Source organism: Escherichia sp. MOD1-EC5990 (genome assembly GCF_002965285.1).
In the GTDB taxonomy this organism is placed as follows: Bacteria; Pseudomonadota; Gammaproteobacteria; order Enterobacterales; family Enterobacteriaceae; genus Escherichia; species Escherichia coli_F.
In genome coordinates, this window is sequence record NZ_PTRV01000007.1 from 156,000 (window position 1) to 182,571 (window position 26,572).

28 protein-coding genes and 1 pseudogene are annotated in these 26,572 nt (G+C 51.5%); 14 read left to right on the plus strand and 15 right to left on the minus strand.

Going from position 1 to position 26,572, the window contains the following annotated elements; translation table 11 throughout:
• Window positions 1–34: 34 nt before the first annotated feature.
• Window positions 35–2,038 (minus strand): transketolase, encoded by a 2,004-nt coding sequence (gene tkt / locus BEB42_RS10785; protein ID WP_000087280.1) that lies wholly within the window; start codon window positions 2,036–2,038, stop codon window positions 35–37.
• 19 nt (window positions 2,039–2,057) lie between these two features.
• Window positions 2,058–3,008, minus strand: coding sequence for a transaldolase (gene tal / locus BEB42_RS10790; RefSeq protein WP_001003725.1), 951 nt, complete (start codon window positions 3,006–3,008; stop codon window positions 2,058–2,060).
• Window positions 3,009–3,295: 287 nt separating this feature from the next.
• Here tal and maeB point away from each other — a divergent pair, with 287 nt between their 5' ends.
• The 13 genes from maeB to eutA all read left to right on the plus strand — a co-directional run bounded on the left by maeB (window position 3,296) and on the right by eutA (window position 16,191).
• Window positions 3,296–5,575 (plus strand): NADP-dependent oxaloacetate-decarboxylating malate dehydrogenase, encoded by a 2,280-nt coding sequence (gene maeB, locus BEB42_RS10795; protein ID WP_000342640.1) that lies wholly within the window; start codon window positions 3,296–3,298, stop codon window positions 5,573–5,575.
• A gap of 292 nt (window positions 5,576–5,867) precedes the next feature.
• On the plus strand, window positions 5,868–6,203 hold the full coding sequence (eutS, locus tag BEB42_RS10800) for an ethanolamine utilization microcompartment protein EutS (protein WP_000356956.1): 336 nt from the start codon (window positions 5,868–5,870) through the stop codon (window positions 6,201–6,203).
• 12 nt (window positions 6,204–6,215) lie between these two features.
• Window positions 6,216–6,695: an ethanolamine utilization acetate kinase EutP gene (gene eutP / locus BEB42_RS10805; RefSeq protein ID WP_074500911.1), complete on the plus strand. Its 480-nt coding sequence runs from the start codon at window positions 6,216–6,218 to the stop codon at window positions 6,693–6,695.
• Window positions 6,670–7,371: an ethanolamine utilization acetate kinase EutQ gene (eutQ, locus tag BEB42_RS10810; protein ID WP_000733921.1), complete on the plus strand. Its 702-nt coding sequence runs from the start codon at window positions 6,670–6,672 to the stop codon at window positions 7,369–7,371. The genes eutP and eutQ overlap by 26 nt, the downstream gene beginning before the upstream one ends.
• Window positions 7,368–8,171 carry an ethanolamine utilization cob(I)yrinic acid a,c-diamide adenosyltransferase EutT gene (gene eutT, locus BEB42_RS10815; protein ID WP_000651275.1) on the plus strand — a complete coding sequence of 268 codons (804 nt, stop codon included), beginning with the start codon at window positions 7,368–7,370 and terminating at the stop codon, window positions 8,169–8,171. The genes eutQ and eutT overlap by 4 nt, the downstream gene beginning before the upstream one ends.
• Complete coding sequence (pta, locus tag BEB42_RS10820; RefSeq protein WP_105267365.1) at window positions 8,168–9,184, plus strand: phosphate acetyltransferase; 1,017 nt, start codon at window positions 8,168–8,170, stop codon at window positions 9,182–9,184. The genes eutT and pta overlap by 4 nt, the downstream gene beginning before the upstream one ends.
• Before the next feature lie 38 nt (window positions 9,185–9,222).
• Complete coding sequence (gene eutM, locus BEB42_RS10825; protein WP_000387713.1) at window positions 9,223–9,516, plus strand: ethanolamine utilization microcompartment protein EutM; 294 nt, start codon at window positions 9,223–9,225, stop codon at window positions 9,514–9,516.
• A 105-nt stretch (window positions 9,517–9,621) separates the two neighbouring features.
• Window positions 9,622–9,909 (plus strand): ethanolamine utilization microcompartment protein EutN, encoded by a 288-nt coding sequence (eutN, locus tag BEB42_RS10830; RefSeq protein ID WP_000762196.1) that lies wholly within the window; start codon window positions 9,622–9,624, stop codon window positions 9,907–9,909.
• A gap of 11 nt (window positions 9,910–9,920) precedes the next feature.
• Window positions 9,921–11,324 carry an aldehyde dehydrogenase family protein gene (locus tag BEB42_RS10835; RefSeq protein WP_001075727.1) on the plus strand — a complete coding sequence of 468 codons (1,404 nt, stop codon included), beginning with the start codon at window positions 9,921–9,923 and terminating at the stop codon, window positions 11,322–11,324.
• A gap of 10 nt (window positions 11,325–11,334) precedes the next feature.
• On the plus strand, window positions 11,335–12,171 hold the full coding sequence (gene eutJ / locus BEB42_RS10840; RefSeq protein ID WP_000929693.1) for an ethanolamine utilization protein EutJ: 837 nt from the start codon (window positions 11,335–11,337) through the stop codon (window positions 12,169–12,171).
• Window positions 12,161–13,348 (plus strand): ethanolamine utilization ethanol dehydrogenase EutG, encoded by a 1,188-nt coding sequence (gene eutG / locus BEB42_RS10845; protein ID WP_001178773.1) that lies wholly within the window; start codon window positions 12,161–12,163, stop codon window positions 13,346–13,348. The genes eutJ and eutG overlap by 11 nt, the downstream gene beginning before the upstream one ends.
• A gap of 216 nt (window positions 13,349–13,564) precedes the next feature.
• Window positions 13,565–14,791, plus strand: a complete 1,227-nt coding sequence (gene eutH / locus BEB42_RS10850) for an ethanolamine utilization protein EutH (protein WP_000512386.1) — start codon at window positions 13,565–13,567, stop codon at window positions 14,789–14,791.
• Window positions 14,788–16,191 carry an ethanolamine ammonia-lyase reactivating factor EutA gene (gene eutA, locus BEB42_RS10855; RefSeq protein WP_001097436.1) on the plus strand — a complete coding sequence of 468 codons (1,404 nt, stop codon included), beginning with the start codon at window positions 14,788–14,790 and terminating at the stop codon, window positions 16,189–16,191. Before eutH ends, eutA begins: the two co-directional genes overlap by 4 nt.
• A 518-nt stretch (window positions 16,192–16,709) precedes the next feature.
• Here eutA and BEB42_RS10860 read toward each other — a convergent pair.
• The 13 genes and pseudogenes from BEB42_RS10860 to BEB42_RS10925 all read right to left on the minus strand — a co-directional run bounded on the left by BEB42_RS10860 (window position 16,710) and on the right by BEB42_RS10925 (window position 25,447).
• Window positions 16,710–17,330, minus strand: coding sequence for a hypothetical protein (locus tag BEB42_RS10860; RefSeq protein WP_086258033.1), 621 nt, complete (start codon window positions 17,328–17,330; stop codon window positions 16,710–16,712).
• 151 nt (window positions 17,331–17,481) lie between these two features.
• Window positions 17,482–17,718 (minus strand): hypothetical protein, encoded by a 237-nt coding sequence (locus BEB42_RS10865; RefSeq protein WP_000361674.1) that lies wholly within the window; start codon window positions 17,716–17,718, stop codon window positions 17,482–17,484.
• 19 nt (window positions 17,719–17,737) lie between these two features.
• Complete coding sequence (locus tag BEB42_RS10870; protein ID WP_086258032.1) at window positions 17,738–17,926, minus strand: hypothetical protein; 189 nt, start codon at window positions 17,924–17,926, stop codon at window positions 17,738–17,740.
• Window positions 17,927–18,662: 736 nt separating this feature from the next.
• Window positions 18,663–20,867, minus strand: a complete 2,205-nt coding sequence (locus BEB42_RS10880) for a tape measure protein (RefSeq protein ID WP_105267366.1) — start codon at window positions 20,865–20,867, stop codon at window positions 18,663–18,665.
• A gap of 309 nt (window positions 20,868–21,176) precedes the next feature.
• The gene (locus BEB42_RS10885) at window positions 21,177–21,578 is read right to left on the minus strand and encodes a hypothetical protein (protein WP_040080076.1); all 402 of its coding nucleotides are present in this window, start codon (window positions 21,576–21,578) and stop codon (window positions 21,177–21,179) included.
• Entirely contained in the window at window positions 21,578–21,979 is a 402-nt protein-coding gene (locus BEB42_RS10890) for a hypothetical protein (RefSeq protein ID WP_053275001.1), read from the minus strand. The genes BEB42_RS10885 and BEB42_RS10890 overlap by 1 nt, the downstream gene beginning before the upstream one ends.
• A gap of 56 nt (window positions 21,980–22,035) precedes the next feature.
• Complete coding sequence (locus BEB42_RS10895; protein WP_236942404.1) at window positions 22,036–22,317, minus strand: hypothetical protein; 282 nt, start codon at window positions 22,315–22,317, stop codon at window positions 22,036–22,038.
• Window positions 22,318–22,438: 121 nt separating this feature from the next.
• Window positions 22,439–22,771 (minus strand): hypothetical protein, encoded by a 333-nt coding sequence (locus BEB42_RS10900; protein ID WP_053265441.1) that lies wholly within the window; start codon window positions 22,769–22,771, stop codon window positions 22,439–22,441.
• Between the two features lie 4 nt (window positions 22,772–22,775).
• Window positions 22,776–23,219: a hypothetical protein gene (locus tag BEB42_RS10905; protein WP_105267368.1), complete on the minus strand. Its 444-nt coding sequence runs from the start codon at window positions 23,217–23,219 to the stop codon at window positions 22,776–22,778.
• 18 nt (window positions 23,220–23,237) lie between these two features.
• A complete protein-coding gene (locus BEB42_RS10910) occupies window positions 23,238–23,549 on the minus strand; it encodes a hypothetical protein (protein WP_053265439.1) in 312 nt (103 codons plus the stop codon).
• A gap of 85 nt (window positions 23,550–23,634) precedes the next feature.
• The gene (locus BEB42_RS10915) at window positions 23,635–23,826 is read right to left on the minus strand and encodes a helix-turn-helix domain-containing protein (protein ID WP_000999975.1); all 192 of its coding nucleotides are present in this window, start codon (window positions 23,824–23,826) and stop codon (window positions 23,635–23,637) included.
• 484 nt (window positions 23,827–24,310) lie between these two features.
• Window positions 24,311–25,029: pseudogene (locus tag BEB42_RS10920) on the minus strand (hypothetical protein); the annotation flags it as partial.
• A gap of 190 nt (window positions 25,030–25,219) precedes the next feature.
• Window positions 25,220–25,447: an HTH domain-containing protein gene (locus BEB42_RS10925; RefSeq protein ID WP_000167687.1), complete on the minus strand. Its 228-nt coding sequence runs from the start codon at window positions 25,445–25,447 to the stop codon at window positions 25,220–25,222.
• A 431-nt stretch (window positions 25,448–25,878) separates the two neighbouring features.
• Between BEB42_RS10925 and BEB42_RS10930 the strand changes: the two genes are divergently transcribed.
• A complete protein-coding gene (locus BEB42_RS10930; protein ID WP_000505910.1) occupies window positions 25,879–26,358 on the plus strand; it encodes a type II toxin-antitoxin system YafO family toxin in 480 nt (159 codons plus the stop codon).
• Window positions 26,359–26,572 lie beyond the last annotated feature (214 nt).

Here is a 26,572-nt window from a genome sequence, read left to right on the forward strand (position 1 = left end):
TCAGCATCCGGCAATCAGCATCCGGCAATCACCATCAGGCACCTTTCACTCCCAGTACCTTATGCGCTTTTGCCACAATATTCTCGGCGGTAAAGCCAAAGAACGGGAACAGCTTATCCGCAGGAGCAGATTCCCCATAACCCGTCATCCCGACAATTGCCCCTTTCAGACCAACATATTTGTACCAGTAATCGGCGATGCCTGCTTCCACCGCCACGCGAGCCGCAACGTTAGAAGGCAACACCGACTCACGATATTCCTCATCCTGGGCGTCGAAAATATCGGTCGAGGGCAGGGAAACAACGCGTACATTGCGACCTTCTCCCGCTAATTTCTCTGCCGCTTGCAGGGTGATTTCCATCTCTGAACCAGTGGCAATCAAAATAATATCCGGCTTGCCGCCGCTGTCTTTCAACACATAACCACCGCGGGCAATCTCTTTTACCTGATCTGGCGTACGTTCCACCTGGGCCAGATTCTGCCTTGAGAGGATAAGCGCCGTCGGCCCGTTGTGACGCTCGACCGCCAGCTTCCAGCCCACCGCAGCTTCCACCTGATCACACGGTCGCCAGGTGCTAAAATTCGGCGTCAGGCGCAGACTGGCCAGTTGCTCAACGGCCTGGTGCGTCGGACCATCTTCCCCTAAGCCAATAGAGTCGTGGGTATAAACCATAATCTGCCGCGCTTTCATCAGTGCCGCCATCCGCGCGGCGTTACGGGCGTATTCAACAAACATCAGGAACGTCGCGGTATACGGCACGAAGCCGCCGTGGTGCGCAATGCCATTGGCGATAGCGGTCATACCAAATTCACGCACCCCGTAGTGAATATAGTTGCCCGCCGGATCTTCCTTCAGCGACACAGAACCTTTCCAGATGGTGAGGTTGCTGGGAGCCAGATCCGCCGAACCGCCGAGCAACTCAGGCAGCATGGGCCCGTAAGCGTTAAGCGTATTTTGCGAAGCCTTACGGGTCGCGATTTTCGCCGGATTCGCCTGCAACTCATTGATATATTTCTGCGTCGTTTTTTCCCAGTCTTTTGGTAAACCACCGCTCATCCGGCGAGTAAACTCTTCTGCCAGTTGCGGATGAGCCTTTTTATACGCGGCAAACTTCTCATTCCAGCTCTGCTGTGCTTTTTCGCCTTTTTCGCGAGCGTCCCAGGCGTGATAAATCTCTTTGGGGATCTCAAATGGCGGATGATGCCAGCCCAGTTTCTGTCGAGCCAGCGCCACCTCTTCTTCACCCAGCGGTGCGCCGTGCGCCTCTTCTTTACCTGCTTTATTCGGTGAACCAAAGCCAATCACCGTACGGCAGATAATCAGCGATGGCTTATCTTTTACGCTTTGCGCTTCAAGAATCGCTTCCTTCACCGCCTGCGGATCGTGACCGTCGATTTCATGGATCACATGCCAGTGATAGGCTTCAAAACGTTTTGCCGTATCGTCGGTAAACCAGCCTTCGGTTTCACCGTCGATGGAAATACCATTGTGATCGTAAAAACCAATCAGCTTGCCCAGCCCCAGCGTGCCCGCCAGCGAACAGACTTCGTGAGAAATACCTTCCATCAGGCAGCCGTCACCCATAAACACATAGGTGAAGTGATCGACAATTTCATGATCCGGCTGGTTAAACTGCGCCGCCAGTGTACGTTCTGCTATCGCCAGTCCGACCGCGTTCGCCAAACCTTGTCCAAGTGGACCGGTGGTGGTTTCAACACCAGGCGTATAGCCAATCTCCGGGTGACCAGGGGTTTTCGAATGCAACTGACGGAAGTTCTTCAGCTCTTCCAGCGGCAGGTCGTAACCGGTCAGATGAAGCAAACTGTAGAGCAGCATCGACGCGTGACCGTTGGAGAGAATAAAGCGGTCGCGATCATACCAGGTTGGATCGGTGGGGTTATGTTTAAGAAAATCGTTCCACAGCACTTCGGCAATATCAGCCATGCCCATCGGCGCGCCGGGATGACCAGAATTGGCTTTTTGTACCGCATCCATACTGAGCGCGCGAATCGCATTGGCAAGGTCTTTTCGGGACATATAACACTCCGTGGCTGGTTTATAGTTTGACGGCAAGAAGATCTTCCAGTTTGCGTTGATCAACGGCGAACAGGCGGATGCCTTCAGAGAGTTTTTCTACCGCCATTGCATCCTGATTGTGCTCCCAACGGAACTCCGCTTCGCTCATCGGGGCTGGGCGTGGGAACGTCTGAGAAGGCGGGATTAATTTACGCACTACTGGAGAAACTTTTTCCTGCAGCTCCTTCAGCAAATTCGGCGCAATAGTCAGTCGATCACAGCCGGTTAAGGCGAGGATTTGTTCGGTGCGACGGAAGCTCGCGCCCATTACAATGGTTTCGTAGTGGTGTTGCTTATAGTAGTCGTAGATATTGCGCACTGACTTAACGCCCGGATCTTCTTCCACCACATACGGGTCCATCGGCTTACGCGCCTGATACCAGTCATAAATACGCCCGACAAACGGCGAAATCAGAAAAACGCCTGCTTCTGCACAGGCCCGCGCCTGAGCAAAAGAAAACAGTAGCGTCAGGTTGCAGTTAATACCTTCTTTTTCCAGTTCTTCTGCCGCGCGAATTCCTTCCCAGGTTGAAGCCAGCTTGATCAGAATACGTGATTTCTCAACGCCTTGTTGCTGATACAAGTCCACCAAATGGCGCGCCTTCTCAATACTTTTTTCTTTATCAAAAGAGAGGCGTGCATCAACTTCTGTTGACACGCGACCGGGTACGATTTTGAGAATTTCAGTACCGAAATTGACCGCCAGTTTGTCACATGCAGCGACCACCTGTTGTTCCTGGGTCTTGCCATTTTTTTTACCCCAGGCGATAGCATCGTCTATTAAATGCTCATATTGTGATAATCCGGCAGCCTTGAGTAACAGCGAAGGATTGGTGGTGGCATCCTGGGGATGATAATGGCGAATGGACTCAATATCGCCGCTGTCTGCCACGACAGTGGTGAACTGTTTGATGCCGTCTAACTCGTTCATAGGAAATACTCCTTGAAAAGTAAAGTGTTAGATGAGTGCGTTAATTCACACTTCTGAGAAATTTCGCTAAACGCATCAAAAAAGCATAGCAGACAGGCATGGTATTGCTGGATTAAGCAGGTAACATCAGTGTTATAGGATTATTACCAAAACATTATGTTAATGGTGAGAGTTTGGACTTGCTCAAAGTCTGTAGGCTCCGGCAAGGTAATAATGTGCGCCACGTTGTGGGCAAGGCTGTTGCTCACACACTTTATTTGTGAACGTTACGTGAAAGGAACAACCAAATGGATGACCAGTTAAAACAAAGTGCACTTGATTTCCATGAATTTCCAGTTCCAGGGAAAATCCAGGTTTCTCCAACCAAGCCTCTGGCAACGCAGCGCGATCTGGCGCTGGCCTACTCACCAGGCGTTGCCGCACCTTGTCTTGAAATCGAAAAAGACCCGTTAAAAGCCTACAAATATACCGCTCGTGGTAACCTGGTGGCGGTGATCTCTAACGGTACGGCGGTGCTGGGGTTAGGCAACATTGGCGCGCTGGCAGGCAAACCGGTGATGGAAGGCAAGGGCGTTCTGTTTAAGAAATTCGCCGGGATTGATGTATTTGACATTGAAGTTGATGAACTTGACCCGGACAAATTTATTGAAGTCGTCGCTGCGCTCGAACCGACCTTCGGCGGCATCAACCTCGAAGACATTAAAGCGCCAGAATGTTTCTATATTGAACAGAAACTGCGCGAGCGGATGAATATTCCAGTATTCCACGACGATCAGCACGGCACGGCAATTATCAGCACTGCAGCCATCCTCAACGGATTGCGCGTGGTGGAGAAAAACATCTCCGACGTGCGAATGGTGGTTTCCGGCGCGGGTGCAGCAGCAATTGCCTGTATGAACCTGCTGGTGGCGCTGGGGCTGCAAAAACATAACATCGTGGTTTGTGATTCAAAAGGCGTTATCTATCAGGGCCGTGAGCCAAATATGGCGGAAACCAAAGCCGCATATGCGGTGGTGGATGACGGCAAACGTACCCTCGATGATGTAATTGAAGGCGCGGATATTTTCCTGGGCTGTTCCGGCCCGAAAGTGCTGACCCAGGAAATGGTTAAGAAAATGGCTCGTGCGCCGATGATCCTGGCGCTTGCGAACCCGGAACCAGAAATTCTGCCGCCGCTGGCGAAAGAAGTGCGTCCGGATGCCATCATCTGTACCGGCCGTTCCGACTACCCGAACCAGGTTAATAACGTGCTTTGCTTCCCGTTCATCTTCCGTGGCGCGCTGGACGTTGGCGCAACCGCCATCAACGAAGAGATGAAACTGGCGGCGGTACGCGCGATTGCAGAACTGGCCCATGCGGAACAGAGCGAAGTCGTTGCTTCGGCGTATGGCGATCAAGATCTGAGCTTCGGCCCGGAATACATCATTCCAAAACCGTTTGATCCGCGTTTGATCGTTAAGATCGCTCCTGCGGTCGCTAAAGCGGCGATGGAGTCGGGCGTGGCGACGCGTCCGATTGCTGATTTCGACGTCTACATCGACAAGCTGACTGAGTTCGTTTACAAAACCAACCTGTTTATGAAGCCGATTTTCTCCCAGGCCCGCAAAGCGCCGAAGCGCGTTGTTTTGCCGGAAGGGGAAGAGGCTCGCGTTCTGCATGCTACTCAGGAACTGGTGACGCTGGGACTGGCGAAACCGATCCTTATCGGTCGTCCGAACGTGATCGAAATGCGCATTCAAAAACTGGGCTTGCAGATCAAAGCGGGCGTTGATTTTGAGATCGTCAATAACGAATCCGATCCGCGTTTTAAAGAATACTGGACCGAATACTTCCAGATCATGAAGCGCCGTGGTGTAACTCAGGAGCAGGCGCAGCGGGCACTGATCAGTAACCCGACAGTGATCGGCGCGATCATGGTTCAGCGTGGCGAAGCCGATGCAATGATTTGCGGTACGGTGGGCGATTATCATGAACACTTCAGCGTGGTGAAAAATGTCTTTGGTTATCGCGATGGCGTTCACACCGCAGGCGCAATGAACGCGCTGCTATTGCCGAGTGGTAACACTTTTATTGCCGATACCTACGTCAATGACGAGCCAGACGCAGAAGAGCTGGCGGAGATCACCTTGATGGCGGCAGAAACTGTTCGTCGTTTTGGTATTGAGCCGCGTGTGGCTCTGTTGTCGCACTCCAACTTTGGTTCTTCTGACTGCCCGTCGTCGAGCAAAATGCGTCAAGCGCTGGAACTGATCAGAGAGCGTGCGCCAGAACTGATGATTGATGGTGAAATGCACGGCGATGCAGCGCTGGTGGAAGCGATTCGCAGCGATCGAATGCCGGACAGTCCTTTGAAAGGTTCTGCCAATATTCTGGTGATGCCGAACATGGAAGCTGCCCGTATTAGTTACAACTTACTGCGTGTTTCCAGCTCGGAAGGTGTGACTGTCGGTCCGGTGCTGATGGGTGTGGCGAAACCGGTTCACGTGTTAACACCAATCGCATCCGTACGTCGTATCGTCAACATGGTGGCGCTGGCCGTGGTTGAAGCGCAAACCCAACCGCTGTAATTCATTCTTAACTCTCACGCTTACCCTGAATATTCAGGGTAAGCGGTTTTACTGTAATATATTAGTAAAGCTTATTACTAAGTTTTCGAATAATAAAAAAAGCAGCATATAAACTATCTCGATATCATTTTATTTATATTCATGCGTTGCATATGAAAGTTTATGCATCACAGTAAATATCTCTCCATTCTTAGTGATCTACCTCACCTTTTAAACGCGCTTGCCGAATTTTGTTATTTACTCTGACGAAAAATTGTCACGATACACGAAAGTTTTTCACAGGCGGCGACTCATGGATAAAGAACGCATCATTCAGGAATTTGTGCCCGGCAAACAGGTCACACTGGCGCATCTCATCGCGCATCCCGGCGAGGAACTGGCGAAGAAAATCGGCGTTCCGGATGCGGGCGCAATTGGCATTATGACGCTAACTCCCGGCGAAACGGCGATGATCGCCGGTGATTTAGCGCTGAAAGCCGCCGATGTGCATATCGGTTTTCTCGACCGTTTTAGCGGCGCACTGGTGATTTATGGTTCGGTGGGCGCAGTAGAAGAAGCGTTATCACAAACCGTCAGCGGTTTAGGTCGCTTATTAAATTATACGCTGTGTGAAATGACCAAAAGTTAATACGAGGCATTCATGAAACGAATTGCGTTTGTGGGTGCCGTCGGGGCAGGAAAAACAACGTTATTTAATGCATTACAGGGGAATTATACCCTCGCAAGAAAAACACAGGCCGTGGAATTTAATGATAAGGGTGATATTGATACGCCGGGTGAATATTTTAGCCATCCCCGCTGGTATCACGCCTTAATTACCACGCTACAGGATGTGGACATGCTGATTTATGTCCACGGCGCGAATGACCCGGAAAGCCGATTGCCTGCCGGGTTGCTGGATATTGGTGCCAGCAAACGGCAAATCGCCGTCATCAGTAAAACGGACATGCCGGATGCTGACGTCGCAGCAACGCGAAAGTTATTGCTTGAAACTGGTTTTGAAGAGCCGATTTTCGAGCTAAACAGCCACGACCCGCAAAGCGTGCAGCAACTGGTGGATTATCTGGCATCTCTCACCGAACAGGAGGAAGCAGGTGAAAAAACTCATCACAGCGAATGATATTCGTGAAGCACATGCGCGCGGCGAACAGGCAATGTCCGTGGTTCTGCGCGCCAGCATTATTACCCCGGAAGCCCGTGAAGTGGCGGATCTGTTGGGTTTTACCATCACCGAATGTGATGAATCGACTGCGGTAACGACGTCCGTTCCCGCCAGCGTGCCAGCCGATAAAACCGAAAGCCAGCGCATCCGCGAAACCATCATCGCCCAGCTACCGGAAGGCCAGTTTACCGAAAGCCTGGTCGCGCAGCTGATGGAAAAAGTGATGAAGGAAAAACAGTCGCTGGAGCAGGGGGCAATGCAGCCGAGTTTTAAATCGGTGACCGGCAAAGGCGGCATCAAAGTTATTGATGGCAGCAGCGTGAAGTTTGGTCGTTTCGATGGCGCGGAACCGCACTGCGTAGGCTTGACTGATCTCGTGACCGGAGACGACGGCAGCAGCATGGCCGCCGGTTTTATGCAGTGGGAGAACGCCTTCTTCCCGTGGACCCTGAACTACGACGAAATCGACATGGTACTGGAAGGGGAGCTTCATGTTCGCCATGAAGGCGAAACCATGATCGCTAAAGCAGGCGACGTGATGTTTATCCCGAAAGGTTCCAGCATCGAATTTGGTACGACATCCAGCGTGAAATTCCTGTATGTCGCCTGGCCGGCTAACTGGCAATCCCTATGAAAGATTTCATCACCGAAGCATGGCTAAGAGCGAACCATACGCTCAGCGAAGGCGCAGAGATCCATCTCCCTGCGGACAGTCGCCTGACGCCCTCTGCCCGGGAGTTACTGGAAAGCCGCCATCTGCGCATCAAGTTTATTGACGAGCAGGGCCGCCTGTTTGTTGACGATGAACAGCAGCAGCTACAGCCCGTTCACGTGCTGACCAGTAGTGATGAACATCCGCAGGCGTGCTGCGAACTGTGTCACCAGCCAGTGGCGAAAAAGCCGGACACGCTGACTCACCTGTCGGCGGAAAAAATGGTCGCCAAAAGCGATCCGCGCCTGGGTTTTCGCGCTGTTCTCGACAGCACCATTGCGCTGGTAGTGTGGCTGCAAATTGAACTGACAGAACCGTGGCAGCCGTGGCTGGCGGATATCCGTTCGCGTCTTGGCAACATTATGCGTGCCGATGTGTTGGGCGAACCGCTGGGCTGCCAGGCGATTGTCGGGTTTTCTGACGAAGATCTGCATCGACTTTCTCACCAGCCACTACGTTATCTCGACCACGATCATCTGGTGCCGGAAGCCAGCCACGGACGTGATGCGGCGTTGCTGAATCTGCTACGCACCAAAGTGCGGGAAACCGAAACCGTCGCGGCGCAGGTGTTTATTACCCGTAGTTTTGAAGTATTACGCCCGGACATCTTGCAGGCGCTGAACCGCCTTTCCAGCACGGTTTACGTGATGATGATTTTGAGCGTAACGAAGCAGCCGCTAACGGTGAAGCAGATCCAACAACGACTGGGGGAAACGCAATGATTATTGAACGTTGTCGTGAACTGGCGTTGCGAGCGCCCGCCAGAGTGGTATTTCCGGATGCGTTAGATCAACGTGTGCTGAAAGCTGCGCAATATTTACATCAACAAGGTCTGGCAACGCCCATTCTGGTCGCCAATCCGTTTGAACTTCGTCAGTTTGCGCTCAGTCACGGCGTGGCGATGGACGGGCTACTGGTGATTGATCCTCATAGCAACCTCGCAATGCGGGAAGAATTTGCTGACCGCTGGCAGGCCCGTGCGGGAGATAAAACGCCGTCGGATGCGCTGGAAAAACTTACCGATCCACTGATGTTCGCTGCCGCAATGGTCAGCGCTGGTAAAGCGGATGTCTGTATCGCGGGCAACCTCTCTTCAACGGCAAATGTACTACGTGCCGGATTACGCGTTATCGGCGTGCAGCCTGGCTGTAAAACGCTCTCCTCCATTTTCCTGATGCTGCCACAGTACAGCGGTCCAGCGATGGGCTTTGCCGATTGCAGCGTAGTGCCACAGCCGACGGCGGCACAACTGGCGGATATCGCGCTTGCCAGCGCCGAAACCTGGCGAGCCATCACTGGAGAAGAGCCGCGCGTGGCGATGTTGTCGTTTTCCAGTAACGGCAGCGCCCGTCACCCCTGCGTTGCCAACGTGCAGCAAGCGACAGAAATCGTCCGTGAGCGCGCGCCGCAGCTGGTCGTCGATGGCGAGTTGCAGTTTGACGCCGCCTTTGTGCCGGAAGTGGCGGCGCAAAAAGCGCCAGCCAGCCCGCTACAGGGCAAAGCCAATGTGATGGTTTTTCCGTCGCTGGAGGCGGGAAATATTGGCTACAAAATCGCACAACGACTTGGCGGATATCGTGCCGTCGGGCCATTGATACAAGGACTTGCCGCGCCGATGCACGATCTCTCTCGTGGTTGTAGCGTGCAGGAAATTATCGAGCTGGCGCTGGTGGCAGCTGTGCCGCGTCAGACAAAAGTGAACCGCGAAAGCAGTTTACAAACACTGGTTGAATGAACGGTCCCGTTCTGGACCCCTATAAAGAGGAAAACACAATGGAAGCATTAGGAATGATCGAAACCCGGGGCCTGGTTGCACTGATTGAGGCTTCTGATGCGATGGTGAAAGCTGCGCGCGTCAAACTGGTCGGCGTGAAGCAGATTGGCGGCGGCCTGTGTACTGCCATGGTTCGCGGTGATGTTGCAGCCTGTAAAGCCGCGACCGATGCCGGTGCCGCAGCGGCACAGCGTATCGGTGAACTGGTATCCGTACATGTTATTCCGCGTCCGCACGGCGATCTGGAAGAGGTCTTCCCGATCGGCCTGAAAGGCGATAGCAGCAACCTGTAATCACCCTGTGTGACGTCGATCCGGGCGTCACGCTCTCTCCTTTTTCTTTTACCTTCCGCGGAGGGTAGGGGGAGTGTTTACCTGAAATACGCCACGGAGGCGGGTATGAAACTGGCAGTCGTCACAGGACAAATTGTTTGTACCGTACGCCATCACGGACTGGCGCATGACAAATTGCTGATGGTGGAAATGATTGATCCACAAGGTAATCCTGATGGGCAATGTGCTGTCGCCATCGACAATATTGGCGCGGGAACCGGGGAGTGGGTGTTGCTGGTGAGTGGCAGTTCCGCCCGCCAGGCGCATAAAAGCGAAACGTCACCGGTCGATCTGTGCGTGATTGGCATCGTCGATGAGGTGGTGTCTGGCGGTCAGGTAATTTTCCACAAATAAGGCAGAACATCATGAATCAACAGGATATTGAACAGGTGGTGAAAGCGGTACTGCTGAAAATGCAAAGCAGTGACACGTCGCCCGCCGCCGTTCATGAGATGGGCGTTTTTGCTTCCCTGGATGACGCCGTTGCGGCGGCCAAAATTGCCCAGCAAGGGTTAAAAAGCGTGGCAATGCGCCAGTTAGCCATTGCTGCTATTCGTGAAGCAGGCGAAAAACACGCCAGAGATTTAGCAGAACTTGCCGTCAGTGAAACGGGTATGGGCCGCGTAGAAGATAAATTTGCCAAAAACGTCGCTCAGGCACGCGGTACGCCAGGCGTTGAGTGCCTCTCTCCACAGGTGCTGACCGGTGACAACGGCCTGACTTTAATTGAAAACGCGCCCTGGGGCGTGGTGGCTTCGGTGACGCCTTCCACTAACCCGGCGGCAACCGTAATTAATAACGCCATCAGCCTGATTGCCGCGGGCAACAGCGTCATTTTTGCCCCGCATCCGGCGGCGAAAAAAGTCTCCCAGCGGGCGATTACGCTGCTCAACCAGGCGATTGTTGCCGCAGGCGGGCCGGAAAACTTACTGGTTACCGTGGCAAACCCGGATATCGAAACCGCGCAACGCTTGTTCAAGTTTCCGGGCATCGGCCTGCTGGTGGTGACCGGCGGCGAAGCGGTAGTAGAAGCGGCGCGTAAACACACCAATAAACGTCTGATTGCCGCAGGTGCCGGTAATCCGCCTGTGGTGGTGGATGAAACCGCCGACCTCGCCCGTGCCGCTCAGTCCATCGTCAAAGGCGCTTCTTTCGATAACAACATCATTTGTGCCGATGAAAAGGTGCTGATTGTTGTTGATAGCGTAGCCGATGAACTAATGCGTCTGATGGAAGGCCAGCATGCGGTGAAACTGACCGCAGAACAGGCACAGCAGTTACAACCGGTGTTGCTGAAAAATATCGATGAGCGCGGAAAAGGCACCGTCAGCCGTGACTGGGTGGGTCGCGATGCGGCGAAAATCGCGGCGGCAATCGGCCTGAACGTGCCGCAAGAAACGCGCTTGCTGTTTGTAGAAACCCCCGCAGAACATCCGTTTGCCGTGACCGAACTGATGATGCCAGTGCTGCCGGTCGTGCGCGTCGCCAACGTGGCGGATGCCATTGCGCTGGCGGTGAAACTGGAAGGCGGTTGCCACCACACGGCGGCAATGCACTCGCGCAATATCGAGAACATGAACCAAATGGCGAACGCCATTGATACCAGTATTTTCGTTAAGAACGGACCGTGCATTGCCGGGCTGGGGCTGGGCGGGGAAGGCTGGACCACGATGACCATCACGACGCCAACCGGTGAAGGGGTAACCAGCGCGCGTACTTTTGTCCGTCTGCGTCGCTGTGTATTAGTCGATGCGTTTCGCATTGTTTAAGGAGTAACCGATGGCGCACGACGAACAATGGCTTACCCCGCGGCTGCAAACGGCGGCAACGCTGTGTAACCAGACGCCCGCCGCGTCGGAATCTCCGCTGTGGTTGGGGGTGGATCTGGGCACCTGCGATGTGGTGTCGATGGTTGTCGACGGCGACGGTCAGCCGGTGGCGGTATGCCTCGACTGGGCCGATGTGGTCCGCGACGGCATCGTCTGGGATTTCTTCGGTGCTGTCACCATTGTTCGTCGCCATCTCGATACCCTTGAGCAGCAATTTGGTCGCCGTTTTAGCCATGCGGCGACCTCATTTCCTCCTGGTACGGACCCGCGTATTTCCATCAACGTGCTGGAGTCTGCCGGGCTGGAAGTGAGCCATGTGCTGGATGAGCCAACCGCAGTCGCGGATCTACTGCAACTGGACAACGCCGGTGTAGTGGATATTGGCGGCGGCACTACCGGAATTGCCATCGTGAAAAAGGGCAAGGTGACTTATTCAGCGGATGAAGCGACCGGCGGACATCACATTTCTCTGACTCTCGCCGGAAATCGCCGTATTTCGCTGGAAGAGGCAGAGCAGTACAAGCGCGGTCACGGTGACGAGATTTGGCCTGCGGTGAAGCCGGTGTACGAAAAAATGGCGGACATTGTTGCCCGGCATATTGAAGGGCAGGGCATTACTGATTTATGGCTGGCGGGCGGTTCCTGTATGCAACCGGGCGTGGCGGAGCTGTTTCGCAAACAATTCCCGGCGTTACAGGTGTATTTACCGCAGCACAGTTTGTTTATGACCCCGCTGGCGATCGCCAGTAGCGGGCGAGAGAAAGCGGAGGGGATCTATGCAAAATGAATTGCAGACCGCGCTCTTTCAGGCGTTCGATACCCTGAATCTGCAACGGGTAAAAACATTTAGCGTTCCACCGGTGACGCTTTGCGGTCCGGGCGCGGTGAGCAGTTGCGGACAGCAAGCACAAACGCGTGGGCTGAAACATCTGTTCGTGATGGCAGACAGCTTTTTGCATCAGGCGGGGATGACCGCTGGGCTGACGCGTAGCCTGGCTGTTAAAGGCATCGCCATGACGCTCTGGCCATGTCCGGTGGGCGAACCGTGCATCAACGACGTGTGTGCCGCCGTGGCGCAGTTGCGTGAATCAGGCTGTGACGGGGTGATCGCGTTTGGCGGTGGCTCGGTGCTGGATGCGGCAAAAGCCGTTGCGTTGCTGGTGACGAACCCCGACAGCACGCTGGCAGAAATGTCAGAAACCAGCGTTCTGCAACCGCGTCTGCCGCTGATTGCCATTCCAACTACCGCCGGAACCGGCTCTGAAACCACCAATGTAACGGTGATTATCGACGCGGTGAGCGGGCGCAAGCAGGTGTTAGCACATGCCTCGTTGATGCCGGATGTGGCGATTCTCGACGCCGCGCTGACCGAAGGTGTGCCGTCGCATGTCACGGCAATGACAGGTATCGACGCGTTAACTCATGCCATTGAAGCGTACAGCGCGCTGAACGCTACACCGTTTACAGACAGCCTGGCGATTGGTGCCATTGCGATGATTGGCAAATCACTGCCGAAAGCGGTGGGCTACGGTCACGACCTTGCCGCGCGCGAGAGCATGTTGCTGGCTTCATGTATGGCGGGGATGGCGTTTTCCAGTGCCGGACTTGGGGTATGTCACGCGATGGCGCATCAGCCGGGGGCGGCGCTGCATATTCCGCACGGACTGGCGAACGCCATGCTGCTGCCCACGGTGATGGAGTTTAACCGGATGGTCTGTCGCGAACGGTTTAGTCAGATTGGTCGGGCGCTGCGAACTAAAAAATCCGACGATCGTGACGCTATTAACGCGGTAAGTGAGCTGATTGCGGAAGTCGGGATTGGTAAACGACTGGGCGATGTTGGTGCGGCATCTGCGCATTACGGCGCATGGGCGCAGGCCGCGCTGGAAGATATTTGTCTGCGCAGCAACCCGCGTACCGCCAGCCTGGAGCAGATTGTCGGCTTGTACGCAGCGGCGCAATAAATGCCGGATGCGACGCTTGCCGCGTCTTATCCGACCTGGGGGATTGCACATGTAGGGCGGATAAGGCGTTCACGCCGCATCCGCCAATGGCGCGGTGCAAGTGCCGGATGCGACGCTTGTCGCGTCTTATCCGACCTGGGGGATTACACATGTAGGGCGGATAAGGCGTTCACGCCGCATCCGGCAATTAATTACAACTAACAGGGAGTAAAGGCGATGGGAATTAACGAAATCATCATGTACATCATGATGTTCTTTATGCTGATAGCTGCCGTGGACAGGATCCTGTCGCAGTTCGGCGGTTCTGCTCGTTTCCTCGGTAAGTTCGGTAAAAGTATCGAAGGATCCGGCGGCCAGTTCGAAGAAGGCTTTATGGCAATGGGCGCACTGGGCCTGGCGATGGTCGGTATGACCGCGCTGGCACCGGTACTGGCTCACGTACTCGGGCCGGTAATTATCCCGGTTTACGAAATGCTCGGCGCAAACCCGTCAATGTTCGCCGGAACGCTGCTGGCGTGCGATATGGGCGGCTTCTTCCTCGCCAAAGAGCTGGCGGGCGGCGACGTAGCAGCGTGGCTATACTCTGGGTTAATTCTCGGGTCGATGATGGGGCCAACGATTGTGTTTTCCATTCCGGTGGCGCTCGGCATTATCGAACCTTCTGACCGTCGTTATCTGGCGCTCGGCGTGCTGGCGGGCATTGTGACCATTCCAATTGGCTGTATTGCCGGTGGTCTGGTGGCTATGTATTCAGGTGTGCAGATCAACGGTCAGCCAGTGGAATTCACGTTTGCCCTGATCCTGATGAACATGATCCCGGTACTTATCGTCGCGGTACTGGTGGCGCTAGGGCTGAAATTCATCCCGGAAAAAATGATCAACGGCTTCCAGATCTTCGCCAAATTCCTCGTTGCATTGATCACTCTCGGTCTTGCCGCTGCGGTAGTGAAATTCCTGCTCGGTTGGGAACTGATCCCCGGTCTGGATCCGATCTTCATGGCTCCAGGCGACAAACCCGGTGAAGTGATGCGCGCCATTGAAGTTATCGGTTCTATCTCCTGCGTTCTGTTAGGGGCGTATCCGATGGTGCTGCTGCTGACACGCTGGTTTGAAAAACCGCTGATGAGCGTCGGTAAAGTGCTGAATATGAACAATATCGCGGCAGCTGGCATGGTGGCAACGCTTGCTAACAACATCCCGATGTTCGGCATGATGAAGCAGATGGATACCCGCGGCAAAGTGATCAACTGTGCCTTCGCCGTTTCCGCTGCTTTCGCCCTGGGTGACCACTTAGGCTTCGCCGCTGCCAACATGAACGCCATGATCTTCCCGATGATTGTCGGCAAGTTGATCGGCGGCGTAACGGCGATTGGCGTGGCGATGATGCTGGTGCCAAAAGAAGACGCGACCGCGGCTAAAACCGAAGCGGAGGCACAATCGTGAACACTCGCCAGCTACTGAGCGTCGGTATCGATATCGGCACTACCACCACCCAGGTGATCTTCTCCCACCTGGAGCTGGTTAACCGTGCGGCGGTGTCGCAGGTGCCGCGCTACGAATTCATCAAACGCGAAATTAGCTGGCAAAGCCCGGTGTTCTTTACCCCTGTCGATAAACTGGGCGGTTTAAAAGAAGCGGAACTGAAAACCTTAATCCTCGAGCAATATCAGGCTGCGGGCATTGCGCCGGAAAGCGTTGATTCTGGTGCCATCATCATCACCGGTGAAAGCGCGAAAACCCGTAATGCTCGCCCGGCGGTGATGACGCTCTCCCAGTCGCTGGGCGATTTTGTCGTCGCCAGCGCCGGGCCGCATCTCGAATCCGTGATCGCCGGTCACGGTGCCGGGGCGCAAACCCTTTCTGAACAACGGTTATGTCGGGTACTGAATATCGATATCGGCGGTGGCACCGCGAACTACGCTTTGTTCGATGCCGGAAAAATCAGCGGCACTGCCTGCCTTAACGTCGGCGGTCGCCTGCTGGAAACCGACAGCCAGGGGCGCGTGGTTTACGCTCATAAACCGGGGCAGATGATAGTGGATGAGTGCTTCGGTGCAGGCACTGACGCCCGTTCGCTGACCGGCGCGCAGCTGGTGCAGGTTACCCGCCGGATGGCAGAGCTGATTGTCGAAGTGATTGACGGAACGCTCTCGCCGCTCGCGCAGGCATTAATGCAAACCGGTTTGCTGCCCGCAGGTGTTACGCCCGAAATCATTACGCTTTCTGGCGGCGTGGGCGAATGTTATCGCCACCAGCCCGCCGACCCGTTCTGTTTTGCCGATATCGGCCCGCTTCTGGCAACGGCGCTGCATGAGCATTCTCGTCTGCGTGAGATGAACGTGCAGTTTCCGGCGCAAACCGTGCGCGCCACGGTGATTGGCGCGGGTGCACATACCCTTTCGCTCTCTGGCAGCACAATCTGGCTGGAGGGCGTACAACTGCCGCTGCGCAATTTGCCGGTGGCGATCCCAATTGATGAAACGGATCTGGTGAGTGCCTGGCAACAGGCGCTGATTCAGCTGGATCTTTGCCCCAAAACTGACGCGTACGTGCTGGCGCTTCCCGCCTCGCTGCCTGTGCGTTACGCCGCGGTACTGACGGTCATCAACGCGCTGGTCGATTTCGTCACGCGTTTTCCGAATCCGCATCCCCTGCTGGTGGTGGCCGGGCAGGACTTTGGTAAAGCTCTGGGCATGTTGTTGCGCCCACAGCTACAACAACTCCCGTTGGCAGTCATTGACGAAGTGATTGTCCGCGCGGGGGACTATATCGACATTGGTACGCCTCTTTTTGGCGGATCGGTTGTGCCGGTGACGGTGAAATCACTCGCATTTCCTTCCTGAATACGGTAGTTATCAGGCGTGGCGCTGGGTGGTGGGGTGTTAGCGGGATTATATCCGGCTGTGTATCCGGTGAAAGTGAATGGTCTGGCAGGATGAAATTAACGCTTTTGTGGCGAAAATGTTTTGGTGTGTTTTAGCACAACCCTGAAGAAAGAATAAAAATAAAAAAGGAAAAAACCAAAACCAGAAAAAGAAGAGAACCGGAAAGAGAAGAAAAAGAGAAAATAAAAAAATAAAAAACAAAAAAAGAAAGAACACTTAGATTTTCGCGTGTTTTTCGGGAGGTGCGCAAGCCTGTTCATCTTACCACGCAATAAATTTGCCCTTACAAAATAACAAGTTATATCCTATACCACTTTTTTCGATAAGTATAACCAGAAAAAATCATTATCAAGGTTGTGTGATTTTTGTTCGATTATAAGTTGTGCTAATTATGGTTTGATGAGTATTAATGGATTTAATAATGATGGCATAAAAACCCGTCGCGGGGCCGGGCTTCGTTTGATGGCGGGTTTTCGTTACCCGTTCACATGAATATCCATCCCGGCGCGTCCGTGCTGCGTGATGGTTATCAGGCCATCTTCTTTGAGTTGTTTTAGCAGGCCCAGGAAAGTATTGCGGCCCGGTGCACCAATAGGCCAGATCGCCTTAATCAGTCCGGCATGATTAACGCCATGTAGCGGCGCGTTTGCCTTCAGATAATCCAGTACAGTGTCAGCCTTAAAGCGTACAGGCTTTTTAAACTCCCTGTTTGTACCAGCTACGACCGCTTTTTTCGCCTTGCCTACGTCCTGCGAGGCTTTTGTACTGATTGCCATCAGGTGTGCTTCCAGTTCCCGGATCTGCGCGTCCTTGTCTGCAATGATGCCTTTCAGTTCTGCGATCCTGGCGTCCAGTTCTTCCACTGCCTCGCTAACTTCCCCAGCGTACAGGAAGCCGATAACCCCACGCCCGCAATTAAGCTCATTCACGACCTTTACAAAGACTTCCCATTTTGGCGTTTTCTGGCGCTTGAATACGGCCTTTATTTCATCGCTGGCGACACCTAACACCCCAGCCATATTGCTATGGATGTGACCGCGTTTATCACGGTATTTGTCATCGGCCCGCTGTTGTAGCATTTTGATTAAATCGTTCATCCTTTGCCCCTTAATCAATCCAGAAACATTGTAATTACTCGCTATTGGTACGATAACAGGCGCGGCGGGTGGTGGATAAGTGTAATAGGTGGGAATGTTGACGCAGATCACAAAAAACCGGCGCTGGGCCGGGTCTTAGCAAGTTAGATGATTACTGGTTATCGCTGTCAGAAAGTAGTCCAATTGATTTAAAGAATTTCATCACATCCTGATAGCGATACAAGAAACCTCCGTGCTTCAGTGCTGGCATTCCCTCAACCGGATCCGGAAAAGGAGTTCCAGCATCTTTCCACTTCCTGACCAGTTTGAAAAATGAGGACTTACTAAGCCCGCCTAACATTTTTTGCACTTGCTCACGATTAATAAGTATTGTTGCTGTCTTATCCATTATTTAATCTCCCGTGTGTTTATTTTGCGTACATTAAGGTAAACGCTCTTTTGGCTTTGCTTAGTTCGTATTCGCGTTTTTCCATGATTGCCAACAATTCTTGCGCAGTGGCTGGCACGCCCGCTCTTATCAGCGCAATCTTAGTATCCATAGCGCACACTCTTTCACGCGCCATATCGAAGATAATCTCCGCTCTATCGTGTTTCATAACATCCTCCTTTTAACATTCAATCAATGCACATAACGAACATCATGACCATCAGTAAAATCACTTCCCAGCGTTTCATTTCGCACCCAATTTAAGTCCATTTACTATTCCATTCCTTGTTTCTGGCTCATTTATACCCTGGCAGTGCGGCGGGAAAACGTGACATAGGTCACGGTTTCGTTAATCGATACAATTACGTCTTGTTTTTGCGAAAGTGGATTGATTGCAGTTATAGTGCCAGCGGGGATTGTGAGAAAGGCCTGGGTAGGTTGCTAACTGCCTGGGCTTTTGTTTGGCGCGTGTACGTGAAAAATAGAAATTTGGCAGGGTAGTTGTGAGGGATTTTTCGCGTATGGGCGTTTAAGGCGGGAAGGTTAATTCTAACGCGCGGTTATAATTAAGAAGAATCAATAGCTTATATTAAGAGTGATTGGTCTGTATAGCAAAACCCGGCGCGGGTCCTGGTGGAGTTAACCAAAGAGCATCAGACAGATCAGCATTGTGATAAAAATTATGGCTTGCCCGATAGCAAATAGCATAAATACCAGGTATATAAGCCTTCTCATTTGTTTTTCTTCCCCAAAAACACAGCAACACGCGAAACAGGTGAAAAACTGCCACGCCAACTCTAACGGCTGCAATAATAAGAGCAAGCAAAAAACAATAAATTATGTTAAACACGGTGTGCGACCGTCTTTGAAGGTCCGCCAGTCTATCCCCCTGGCGTGGGATTTGGTTAACGCCGCCGTGGTTGTAACATGCCTCCAGGTCTTTGCGACTCGCGCTGCATCAGGCGCATTGCTGTGTTTTCTATAGTCTGTTGCAACGCTTTTGAGTCGTCTTCAGTCCAGCCGTTTGTCGCCTGGATGTTGTTTGTTACGTTCAGTGTGATGCCGCCACCACTGCCAACCAGATCGCGGCCCGGTGTAACTCGTCCACCCTCGCCGGGGATCATGTACTGTTTCCCGCCAGTAGAGGTAAATAACTCAGGGACACCGTGCTCACCAACCCTGTAAAGATTGCCACCGTTAACCGCACCGCCGTTGTAGCGACCACCGCCAAACAAGCCAGTAATGCCAGCCATCAAGGCGCTGATAGCTGACATTGCGATCATCGGGGCCGTCCCCATTGTCGCGGTAGCTGTCGCCGCTGCTGCCGGGGCCATTGATGATGCGATTGATGCGCCTGTCGCCGCTGCTGTTGCAGCTTGTCCGCCCATTGCGCTTGCGCTGGCTGCCTCGCTTAAGATCATTTGTTTAACGTATTCAGCACCCATCTCAGCGATACTTCCCACCACTTTTCCGAGAATGGTAGTCCCGATATTGGCGAAAGCGTTTTCCAGGTTCTGCGTACCATTAAGCAGGCCGACCACGGCATTTGTAGCGCCACCGCTCAGGCCATCAGCCATATCACCAATCAGGCCATTAATCCCGCCTTGCGCCCGGAATTGTTCCCACTGCGAGGCGAGTAATTCTTCTGCGTGCTGTTGTTTAAGCGCGTTTAGCGTTTCCTCGTTAATCATCTGTTTGTTGAATAGCTCATCTGCCTGTTGCATTTCAAGGGCGTGGCGTTGTTTGAGCGCATCAACGGGATTAAATTGCTCATTAAGCTGTTTTGCTTTTTCTTCCAGTTCGATTTGATGCTCACGCGCGGCGTTTGTTTCGTAAATCAGGTGCGCAAGGTTTTTCATCTCACTGACCTGTTTTGCCGTTGCGTTAGCGCCCATTTCCTGAACGGCGTCCCACATTTCAGCCTCTTTGCTACCATCCTTGAAGCCTTGGTTAAGTCGTTCCAGTTCTGCGCGTTTCCGTTTCAGCGCTTCTTCTGCCGGATCTTTCTGTGTGCGTTTCGGTTTATTGCCACCTCCACCGCCATTGTCTTTCAGCTTAATATCAGTAGTGGCCTGCTGTGTCGGTAGCGTTGACACAAAACCCGACGATTGATTGTCTGGCGCTGCGCCTAAGAAGTCGGTTTGTTTGGCTTGAGCGCGGAATAAATCAAGGCCCGGCACAAACGGCTCAAAGGCTGCGGCAAGTGTCCATAACTTATCAGCCAATGACGCAGAATCAGATTTCAGCGTTTTAAACCAGCCGGATAGCTCGCGGCAATAATCAGCCAGCGTTTTAATACCGCGACCGACCAGTTCAGTAACATGCAGCGTCTGGTCGATGGTTTCCAGTAACAGGCTAAAATTTGTTGATAGCTCTGTCATTGCCTGTTCCGTGGTTGTCGGCAGCTTGTTAAATTCTTTTTCGATTTCGCCTGATCCTTTCAGGATTGCATTTACTACATCCTCAGCCGTCAGTTTGCCATCCAACATGCGGCGACGTAGCTCACCCATTGAGATCCCCATCTGACCTGCTACGCGTCGCCATAGCTCCGGCATACTTTCAAGGATGCCGTTAAACTCTTCAGCACGGACAATACCACCGTTGATGGATTGACCTAACTGTCGCAAGGCGTTTGCGGCTTCCTCGGATGAGCTACCACCAATACGCCCGATCTGCTGTAGTGTCTCTGTTAACTGTAAGATCTGACCACTGGTAGCGTTTGAATCAGAAAGAGCAGAAGTAAGGCTTTCCCATAGCTTCGTAGTATCCTCAATCTTCATGCCAGTTCGCTTGCTAATCTCAAGAATGCCGCTGAAGTTGGCTTTAGCCTCAACCAGGCTACCGGATAGCCGGGATACACGGGCGCGTAGTAGTTTTACGTTGTCCGCGATTTCAATAAAGCGTTTAGCCGCCATCATTAGCAGGCCAACGTTAACCGCCGCCGCCAGTTTGCTGATTGTCGTATTCAGCTTACTGATTGAGTTGTCAGCGCGTTTTGCGCCGTGTTCAATGCGGTCGAATGTGTCGGTGGCTTCTTTTCCTGCGGTTAATAGCTTCCCTGTCTTGGCTTCGACCTCATAATAAATTTTGCCTACATTTGTGTTGCTCATGTCCTATATATCCGCGTTGTGCGGACACCTCCGATTGTTCTTTACTCTAATAATTCCACCATGAAACAGTTTATTGCCGCTTCAGTGGCTTCGTGTTCCGGTTTGCCTCAATCAATCACAAAAAACATCGCCTAATAGAATCAATGGCTTATAAAGTTGTATCAGCTATGTCTCTTTGTTTGGGCCACTGAAAACCCAGTTTTCCCAATGAAATCAATACTGATATACACCCATATCGTTTTTCACATAATGTACGTTACACGCACTGTGGATATATTCCGCCAGTCATCGCCCTGACGTAGCGGTGAATTACTTGCGAGGCTCACCCATCGGCCAGGCACCTTCATTGCGACGATAACCAATCCGGTACTCTTCCGGCAGCGGCAAGCCCTGCTCACGATATGGACGCAGATCGAAGCCAAAAACAGGATCGTCGTCGTAGGCGAGGAATAGCCCGGCAGGCTCTGCCACGCGTTCGATAATCAGTTCCCCATCTTCAACGAAGAAGATCAGATTATCGCGAAAGTCCGTTACCTCACTGACGTGATAACATTCGGCATGTGCGTCCAGCCAGGCTTCTCGGTATTCCTGAATCTCGGCTTCTGACCATGTTGAAACAGGACGCTCCCAAATTCCCAGGCTGGATTTGCCCTGGCGGGAGAATAATTTTGCCTCTTTGCTCTGCTCTGGTTTTCTGTTTAAAAAGCTCATTATTCTTCTCCTTTGAACGGATTGTTCTTGCTCTCTAATAACTTAGCGCGACCCAGTAACGTCCGGGCAAGCGCCTCCGCCTTCCTTAGCCTAAGCCCTGCGTCTTCTGCGTCCAGATCTACATTCCTGATAGCCTCTACAGCCTGCTCCGCTGCGTCCTGGGCGTGAATCCACTTAAATATGCCGATATGCTCACGAAAGTCTGGATGCTCATATTGCCAGCGGCAGATTGTTCTGAAGCTCGGCATGTCAGGCATGTTGCCAATCTCTCTGAGACTATGGCCTTCAGCTACCAGCAAGCAGATTTCTTCAGCGATAGCGACCCCATACTTAGCGCTTTTTCTGCTTAAACTGGTGACATTAACAGGCAACTTATTGATTTCTTTACCATCACCCTCCATAATTACCCCCGAATTGATAGCGAATTACCCCCGAATTACCCCCGAATCACCATCATTTAATCCTCGCCTACGTCTGCGTCGATGCTTGCTAACTGGCTGTGTAGATCGCGTTCAATCATTTTTACCTTTTTCACAAAATCCCTTTCCTCGGCGGTGGCGGGCGCGCCCTGGGCTATGTTTTTCGTGAGGTCGTGGAAAGTGCCGAAAACATAAAGGGAGAACAGCCTTAATTGTTGCCGCTTCATTGGCAAATCACTGTTGCTATGTTTGATCTCAGCGACGCCTTTCGAAATAACACGGGCCATCCCATGACAAATTCTTAACGTAAGCGCAGACATGATATTTACTCCCCGACTGGTATAATGAACGTGGTTTTAAACGTTGCTCTTTGCTAACCATTTAATCTGTTAACTCAATTTCGCATTGTTGGCCCGGCACGAACACCGGGCTTTTCTTTACCTATTCGAAATAGCTTCCAATATCCGGTGTCCGGGTATCAGTTTTCCGGGTCGGCTCGAAGTACGATTCCAGATCCGGCGTTTTCGGCCCACGCTGTGTATTAGTGGCGGGTTGTTGTTCTTCTTGCTTTTTACCACTGAAACGGCGTTCCAGATTGTCTAGCAAGACGGTCATTAGCTCCTGTACGACTTTCTCGTCGGCTTTATCCAGGCTCTCTAATACAAGGGCCATGCCTTTACGGAATTTGAGCTCGGTGTCGTCCGGTTCCGGCGCTAATTCATTTGCTTTAACCGCCATAGCAATACGCTGGCGGGCCATATCAAGGAAACTCATGTGTTTATTCTCCCATGTGGAAATAGTCGTCTAAGCGGCGATTAAACTCGTCGCTGCCATCGAAATATTCACGGATACTTTTATTGACCAGATCATCATCGTCGAAATACTGGCGCGTGAAATCGTCCAATTCCCCATCGAAGTATTGACGTGTGAAATCGTCTAATTCCCCTTCAAAATATTGACGCGCATCAGGCGCTCTGTTTGGCGCTGTAGCAATCTCAGATTGATTGCCCTGTAACTTATCGACGTTTGCTAAATACACGCCCAGTGAGCTGTTTGTTCCCATTACCGCAAGCATTTTCCGGCGATCTGCCATGTTCGGCGCGAGCGATGATAATTGAGCTTTAATTTTGTCCACTTCCTGATTAACAATACGGTCAATCAGTGGTTGATTCGTGCGAATAATTTCCTGTGCCAACTGGCGAATATATTCTTTGCGTGTCATTTCTTATCTCCGTTCATCTCATTTCTGTAAAAAACCCATACCGTGGCCCAGGCGATTTGAAATTTTCCCGGCAAGCATCCGGCGAATATGTTTTTCGTTGATGATGTCGTGAGTGACCGGATCTTCACCTTTCATACATTCCGGAATCTGGTCGAATAATACGGCGGCACCGGAATCAATAATCTCGGTTAAGATAGCCGGGAGCATATTAATGATGCGATCTGCTTCGTCATTCATCGCTTTGTCGAACGCTTTTTTATCCATTGCTTCAGTAGAAGGCTTGTAATTATCGCCAACCAGATTAAGGTAAGTGTTATTTGGATGATACATGGTAATTTCCTCTTAAATGTGGCTTTTAAATACTTGTTTATGCGTTGCTACGCGAAAAATAGAATTTATTGTGTGCTGTTGCAGGTTAATTTTTGCGTGACGCTTTGCTGTAGTAGAACGCCATAATTTCAGATCGGATAAACTTAATTCGCGCACCGACCGGAGTAACCGGAACGGGCCAGCCTTTAATCTTGTTCATCCACCGGAATATTGTCCGACGGGTAACGCCGAATAAAGCTGCTACCTCGTTCACCGTCATTAATTCGCTATCATTCATGTTCTCACCTCGAAAAAGTAGCGGTGAGGAAAAATATGGAGAAAACCCTCACCGCGCCCTGAATGAAATTAAAGACCAACATTACTGTTGATACTTAATATTATATTCCTCATGTCCCTGTTTCACATCTTTTACCATATAGTGAAAAGGGATATTCTGTAATATTTACAAAACTTTTAATTAGTAAGAAATAATTGCGCCCATCACATAACGGCGCGATAATATTAGCGAGGATTAGCCATCCTCAACTCCAAAATGTGATCTATAACTACAACGATTCATTTCACTTCCCCGCTTTCTCCGGCGGGATTTTTTTTGCCTGCAGTCACCACATCAAAACTAATTAAAATTCGATGCCATTTAAACGCAATATAACGCATTCTGACCCTTAATTTTTACCTATCCACTTGGAAGGGTAAGCCTGTTTTGATTCGTCTGGCGTGGAATAAGGCAAGAAAAAAACGGGCTTTCGCCCGCTTGTGTGTCACCGCATCGAAAATAACTTATCCATAATTCTTTTTTCCTGTTCCCGGCACATCATTTCGGCACGGTCCCGATCTTCCTGTGTCGGATTAAATTCTGGCGTCCTGTATCTGTTGCCTGGAATATCCCGCGCATGATTGCGGCGTCCGGCCTGCGGCATTATCCAATATTCGATATTTTCACGCGTGGCAATAAGCAAGCCATCTTCTACAAGCGTGTTCAGGGCGTGCCATAACTGCTTGTAAGTAACGCAACCATCGCCCAGCATAAGATCTAATGCACCAAATATGCCGTTTACTGTTAACTCTTGCGCGGCGTAGCCTGGATGTTCGGCAAGAAAATATTCCTGACCTTCTTTGCTGAATATCCAAAGGATCTGACCACGCAATGATTCAACGTCCGATGTATAAGCGTGATTGATATATTTAACAGCGACGAAAACGCGGCCTTCTTTCCTGATTAGCCCATTACTGACCATCGTCATTAGTGAGCGTCTGGCTGCATCGACCTGTACACGGGTAACGTTGCTACCATAAACGAGATCTGCAGCTTGTCGTGCGGTGATTGATTCGTTTTCTGCCAGGTAGTCGAGGATCTGTCGTTGTTGTTCTGATAGTCTCATGATGTAACCCCTTGATTTTCCCCATTAACTTTTTCTCTTTTCCGCTTAATGTATGTATTTATTATGCGCTCAATATCGAGGCGGGGCAATGTTGCGATCCGGTAGTCATCAGGATGGCGGCAGCACAAATAAAAACGCCTGCGAGGGCAATGCAGGCGCTTTGACATGGCTTAGTACGGGATGTGCACGAATGATTATAGCACCGATTTTGTGAAACCGGTTTCTTTCGCGTTTTGCGTGGCGGGTAATGCACTTGGAAGGGGTGGCGGGTTTTAGCTCGCTGGTAGCTCATTTAGGTGCGTTCCTGTCGATAATTCGGTACATGTTCTCGGTATATCTCCCGTTAATCACCGTTCTGGTAACAACAATCACACCGTTTTCCTCCAGCAAGGCAATGGCCCGCTTCACTCCTTGGCGGCTTACACCGGATAGCTGCGCCAGCTTGTCGAGCGATACAGAGTATCCACTCGGCTGTCTTGTCAGGATCTGGAATACCGCTCGTGCTGTTTTCGTCATGGCAAAAACTCATTGAAATTGGATACCCTTAGAACGCTCTCAAACGCTCCGTAATGCGATGAGAATTTTACCTAAGCAAGTGTAGCTCTTTATTAGTTTTATGAGGCCGTAGGCCGATAGAAGGTGCGCTCTCTGAAGTTTCATTGTCTGCCGCTGGTGGGCAATGCTGCCTTTACTATTGGCGTCAAGAAAATCACTGGTGTAGATTGAGTGAATAGTTTACTATTCAAACAAGGTAGGAAGGTGTTGCGATCTGATTGCCTGTTTTATTGACGGTATAAATAAATTGTGAGGTGATGTATGCCAAAAGTTAACGAAGGACGTAAGGCTCGTAGAGAGCGGCCTGTTGTTCGACGTTCTGCCGAGCAAAGAGCAAGGCTGAGTGCTGCATCTGAAATTCTGGCACTTAAATTAGCTGAGAAACGTAATTCATGGGTTTCAAAATAGTTAGGTCCAGCCTTATAAATGAAGTTATTGCTGAAACTCCTGTCGCTGAATACCCTATTACGGAATTTGAAGATTACAAGCGCATTTGCATAGAAGAGGGAGACATTCCTGCTCCCTCAGAGACTGATCAGAATATATATTCTTCCTACCTAGAAACTATAGGTAGGGATAGGTTTATGACCAGCCCTATCGAAGCCAGAGAGCAAGAATTGCATCACACCCATATTTGGCAAGAAGGATGTGTATGGGAAGAAGACGATGAAGACGACGATAGCCTAAAAGTTCAATGGGCGTGCACCAGTGATAGCTATGTGGTGTATTCGTACTTTATTGATCGTGATGGCGATCATCATTTTTATATTATTGATTATTGTAATGATGGCGCACATGGCTTGATTTCGAATAGGTCACAGGTTTTGGACTGGGCAAACCAGGCTGAGAGATATAAGCTAAGAAATTGTTAAGCCCGGTGGCGCGCCGGGTTTTTGTCACCATCTGTACTGTTACAATAATTTCCTGTCGTTGTTTTGCACACCATAAAACACATCAAAAATCTATGCACCTGTAATCGCCCTAATCGCACTGGCTGTGCTGCTGTTTTCTGTCTGGTCTGCTGATAAAAACCATTGGCTTTGCAGGATAGAGTGGGCGTTGGTTTTCGATTTTTCGCGAAATTAT

Excerpts from the sequence above, each read along its gene's own strand:
- tkt (WP_000087280.1), bottom strand. The coding sequence starts at position 2,038 with ATGTCCCGAAAAGACCTTGCCAATGCGATTCGCGCGCTCAGTATGGAT.
- tal (WP_001003725.1), bottom strand. The coding sequence starts at position 3,008 with ATGAACGAGTTAGACGGCATCAAACAGTTCACCACTGTCGTGGCAGAC.
- maeB (WP_000342640.1), top strand. The coding sequence starts at position 3,296 with ATGGATGACCAGTTAAAACAAAGTGCACTTGATTTCCATGAATTTCCA.
- eutS (WP_000356956.1), top strand. The coding sequence starts at position 5,868 with ATGGATAAAGAACGCATCATTCAGGAATTTGTGCCCGGCAAACAGGTC.
- eutP (WP_074500911.1), top strand. The coding sequence starts at position 6,216 with ATGAAACGAATTGCGTTTGTGGGTGCCGTCGGGGCAGGAAAAACAACG.
- eutT (WP_000651275.1), top strand. The coding sequence starts at position 7,368 with ATGAAAGATTTCATCACCGAAGCATGGCTAAGAGCGAACCATACGCTC.
- pta (WP_105267365.1), top strand. The coding sequence starts at position 8,168 with ATGATTATTGAACGTTGTCGTGAACTGGCGTTGCGAGCGCCCGCCAGA.
- eutM (WP_000387713.1), top strand. The coding sequence starts at position 9,223 with ATGGAAGCATTAGGAATGATCGAAACCCGGGGCCTGGTTGCACTGATT.
- eutN (WP_000762196.1), top strand. The coding sequence starts at position 9,622 with ATGAAACTGGCAGTCGTCACAGGACAAATTGTTTGTACCGTACGCCAT.
- BEB42_RS10835 (WP_001075727.1), top strand. The coding sequence starts at position 9,921 with ATGAATCAACAGGATATTGAACAGGTGGTGAAAGCGGTACTGCTGAAA.
- eutJ (WP_000929693.1), top strand. The coding sequence starts at position 11,335 with ATGGCGCACGACGAACAATGGCTTACCCCGCGGCTGCAAACGGCGGCA.
- eutG (WP_001178773.1), top strand. The coding sequence starts at position 12,161 with ATGCAAAATGAATTGCAGACCGCGCTCTTTCAGGCGTTCGATACCCTG.
- eutH (WP_000512386.1), top strand. The coding sequence starts at position 13,565 with ATGGGAATTAACGAAATCATCATGTACATCATGATGTTCTTTATGCTG.
- BEB42_RS10860 (WP_086258033.1), bottom strand. The coding sequence starts at position 17,330 with ATGAACGATTTAATCAAAATGCTACAACAGCGGGCCGATGACAAATAC.
- BEB42_RS10865 (WP_000361674.1), bottom strand. The coding sequence starts at position 17,718 with ATGGATAAGACAGCAACAATACTTATTAATCGTGAGCAAGTGCAAAAA.
- BEB42_RS10870 (WP_086258032.1), bottom strand. The coding sequence starts at position 17,926 with ATGAAACACGATAGAGCGGAGATTATCTTCGATATGGCGCGTGAAAGA.
- BEB42_RS10880 (WP_105267366.1), bottom strand. The coding sequence starts at position 20,867 with ATGAGCAACACAAATGTAGGCAAAATTTATTATGAGGTCGAAGCCAAG.
- BEB42_RS10885 (WP_040080076.1), bottom strand. The coding sequence starts at position 21,578 with ATGAGCTTTTTAAACAGAAAACCAGAGCAGAGCAAAGAGGCAAAATTA.
- BEB42_RS10890 (WP_053275001.1), bottom strand. The coding sequence starts at position 21,979 with ATGGAGGGTGATGGTAAAGAAATCAATAAGTTGCCTGTTAATGTCACC.
- BEB42_RS10895 (WP_236942404.1), bottom strand. The coding sequence starts at position 22,317 with ATGTCTGCGCTTACGTTAAGAATTTGTCATGGGATGGCCCGTGTTATT.
- BEB42_RS10900 (WP_053265441.1), bottom strand. The coding sequence starts at position 22,771 with ATGAGTTTCCTTGATATGGCCCGCCAGCGTATTGCTATGGCGGTTAAA.
- BEB42_RS10905 (WP_105267368.1), bottom strand. The coding sequence starts at position 23,219 with ATGACACGCAAAGAATATATTCGCCAGTTGGCACAGGAAATTATTCGC.
- BEB42_RS10910 (WP_053265439.1), bottom strand. The coding sequence starts at position 23,549 with ATGTATCATCCAAATAACACTTACCTTAATCTGGTTGGCGATAATTAC.
- BEB42_RS10915 (WP_000999975.1), bottom strand. The coding sequence starts at position 23,826 with ATGAATGATAGCGAATTAATGACGGTGAACGAGGTAGCAGCTTTATTC.
- BEB42_RS10925 (WP_000167687.1), bottom strand. The coding sequence starts at position 25,447 with ATGACGAAAACAGCACGAGCGGTATTCCAGATCCTGACAAGACAGCCG.
- BEB42_RS10930 (WP_000505910.1), top strand. The coding sequence starts at position 25,879 with ATGGGTTTCAAAATAGTTAGGTCCAGCCTTATAAATGAAGTTATTGCT.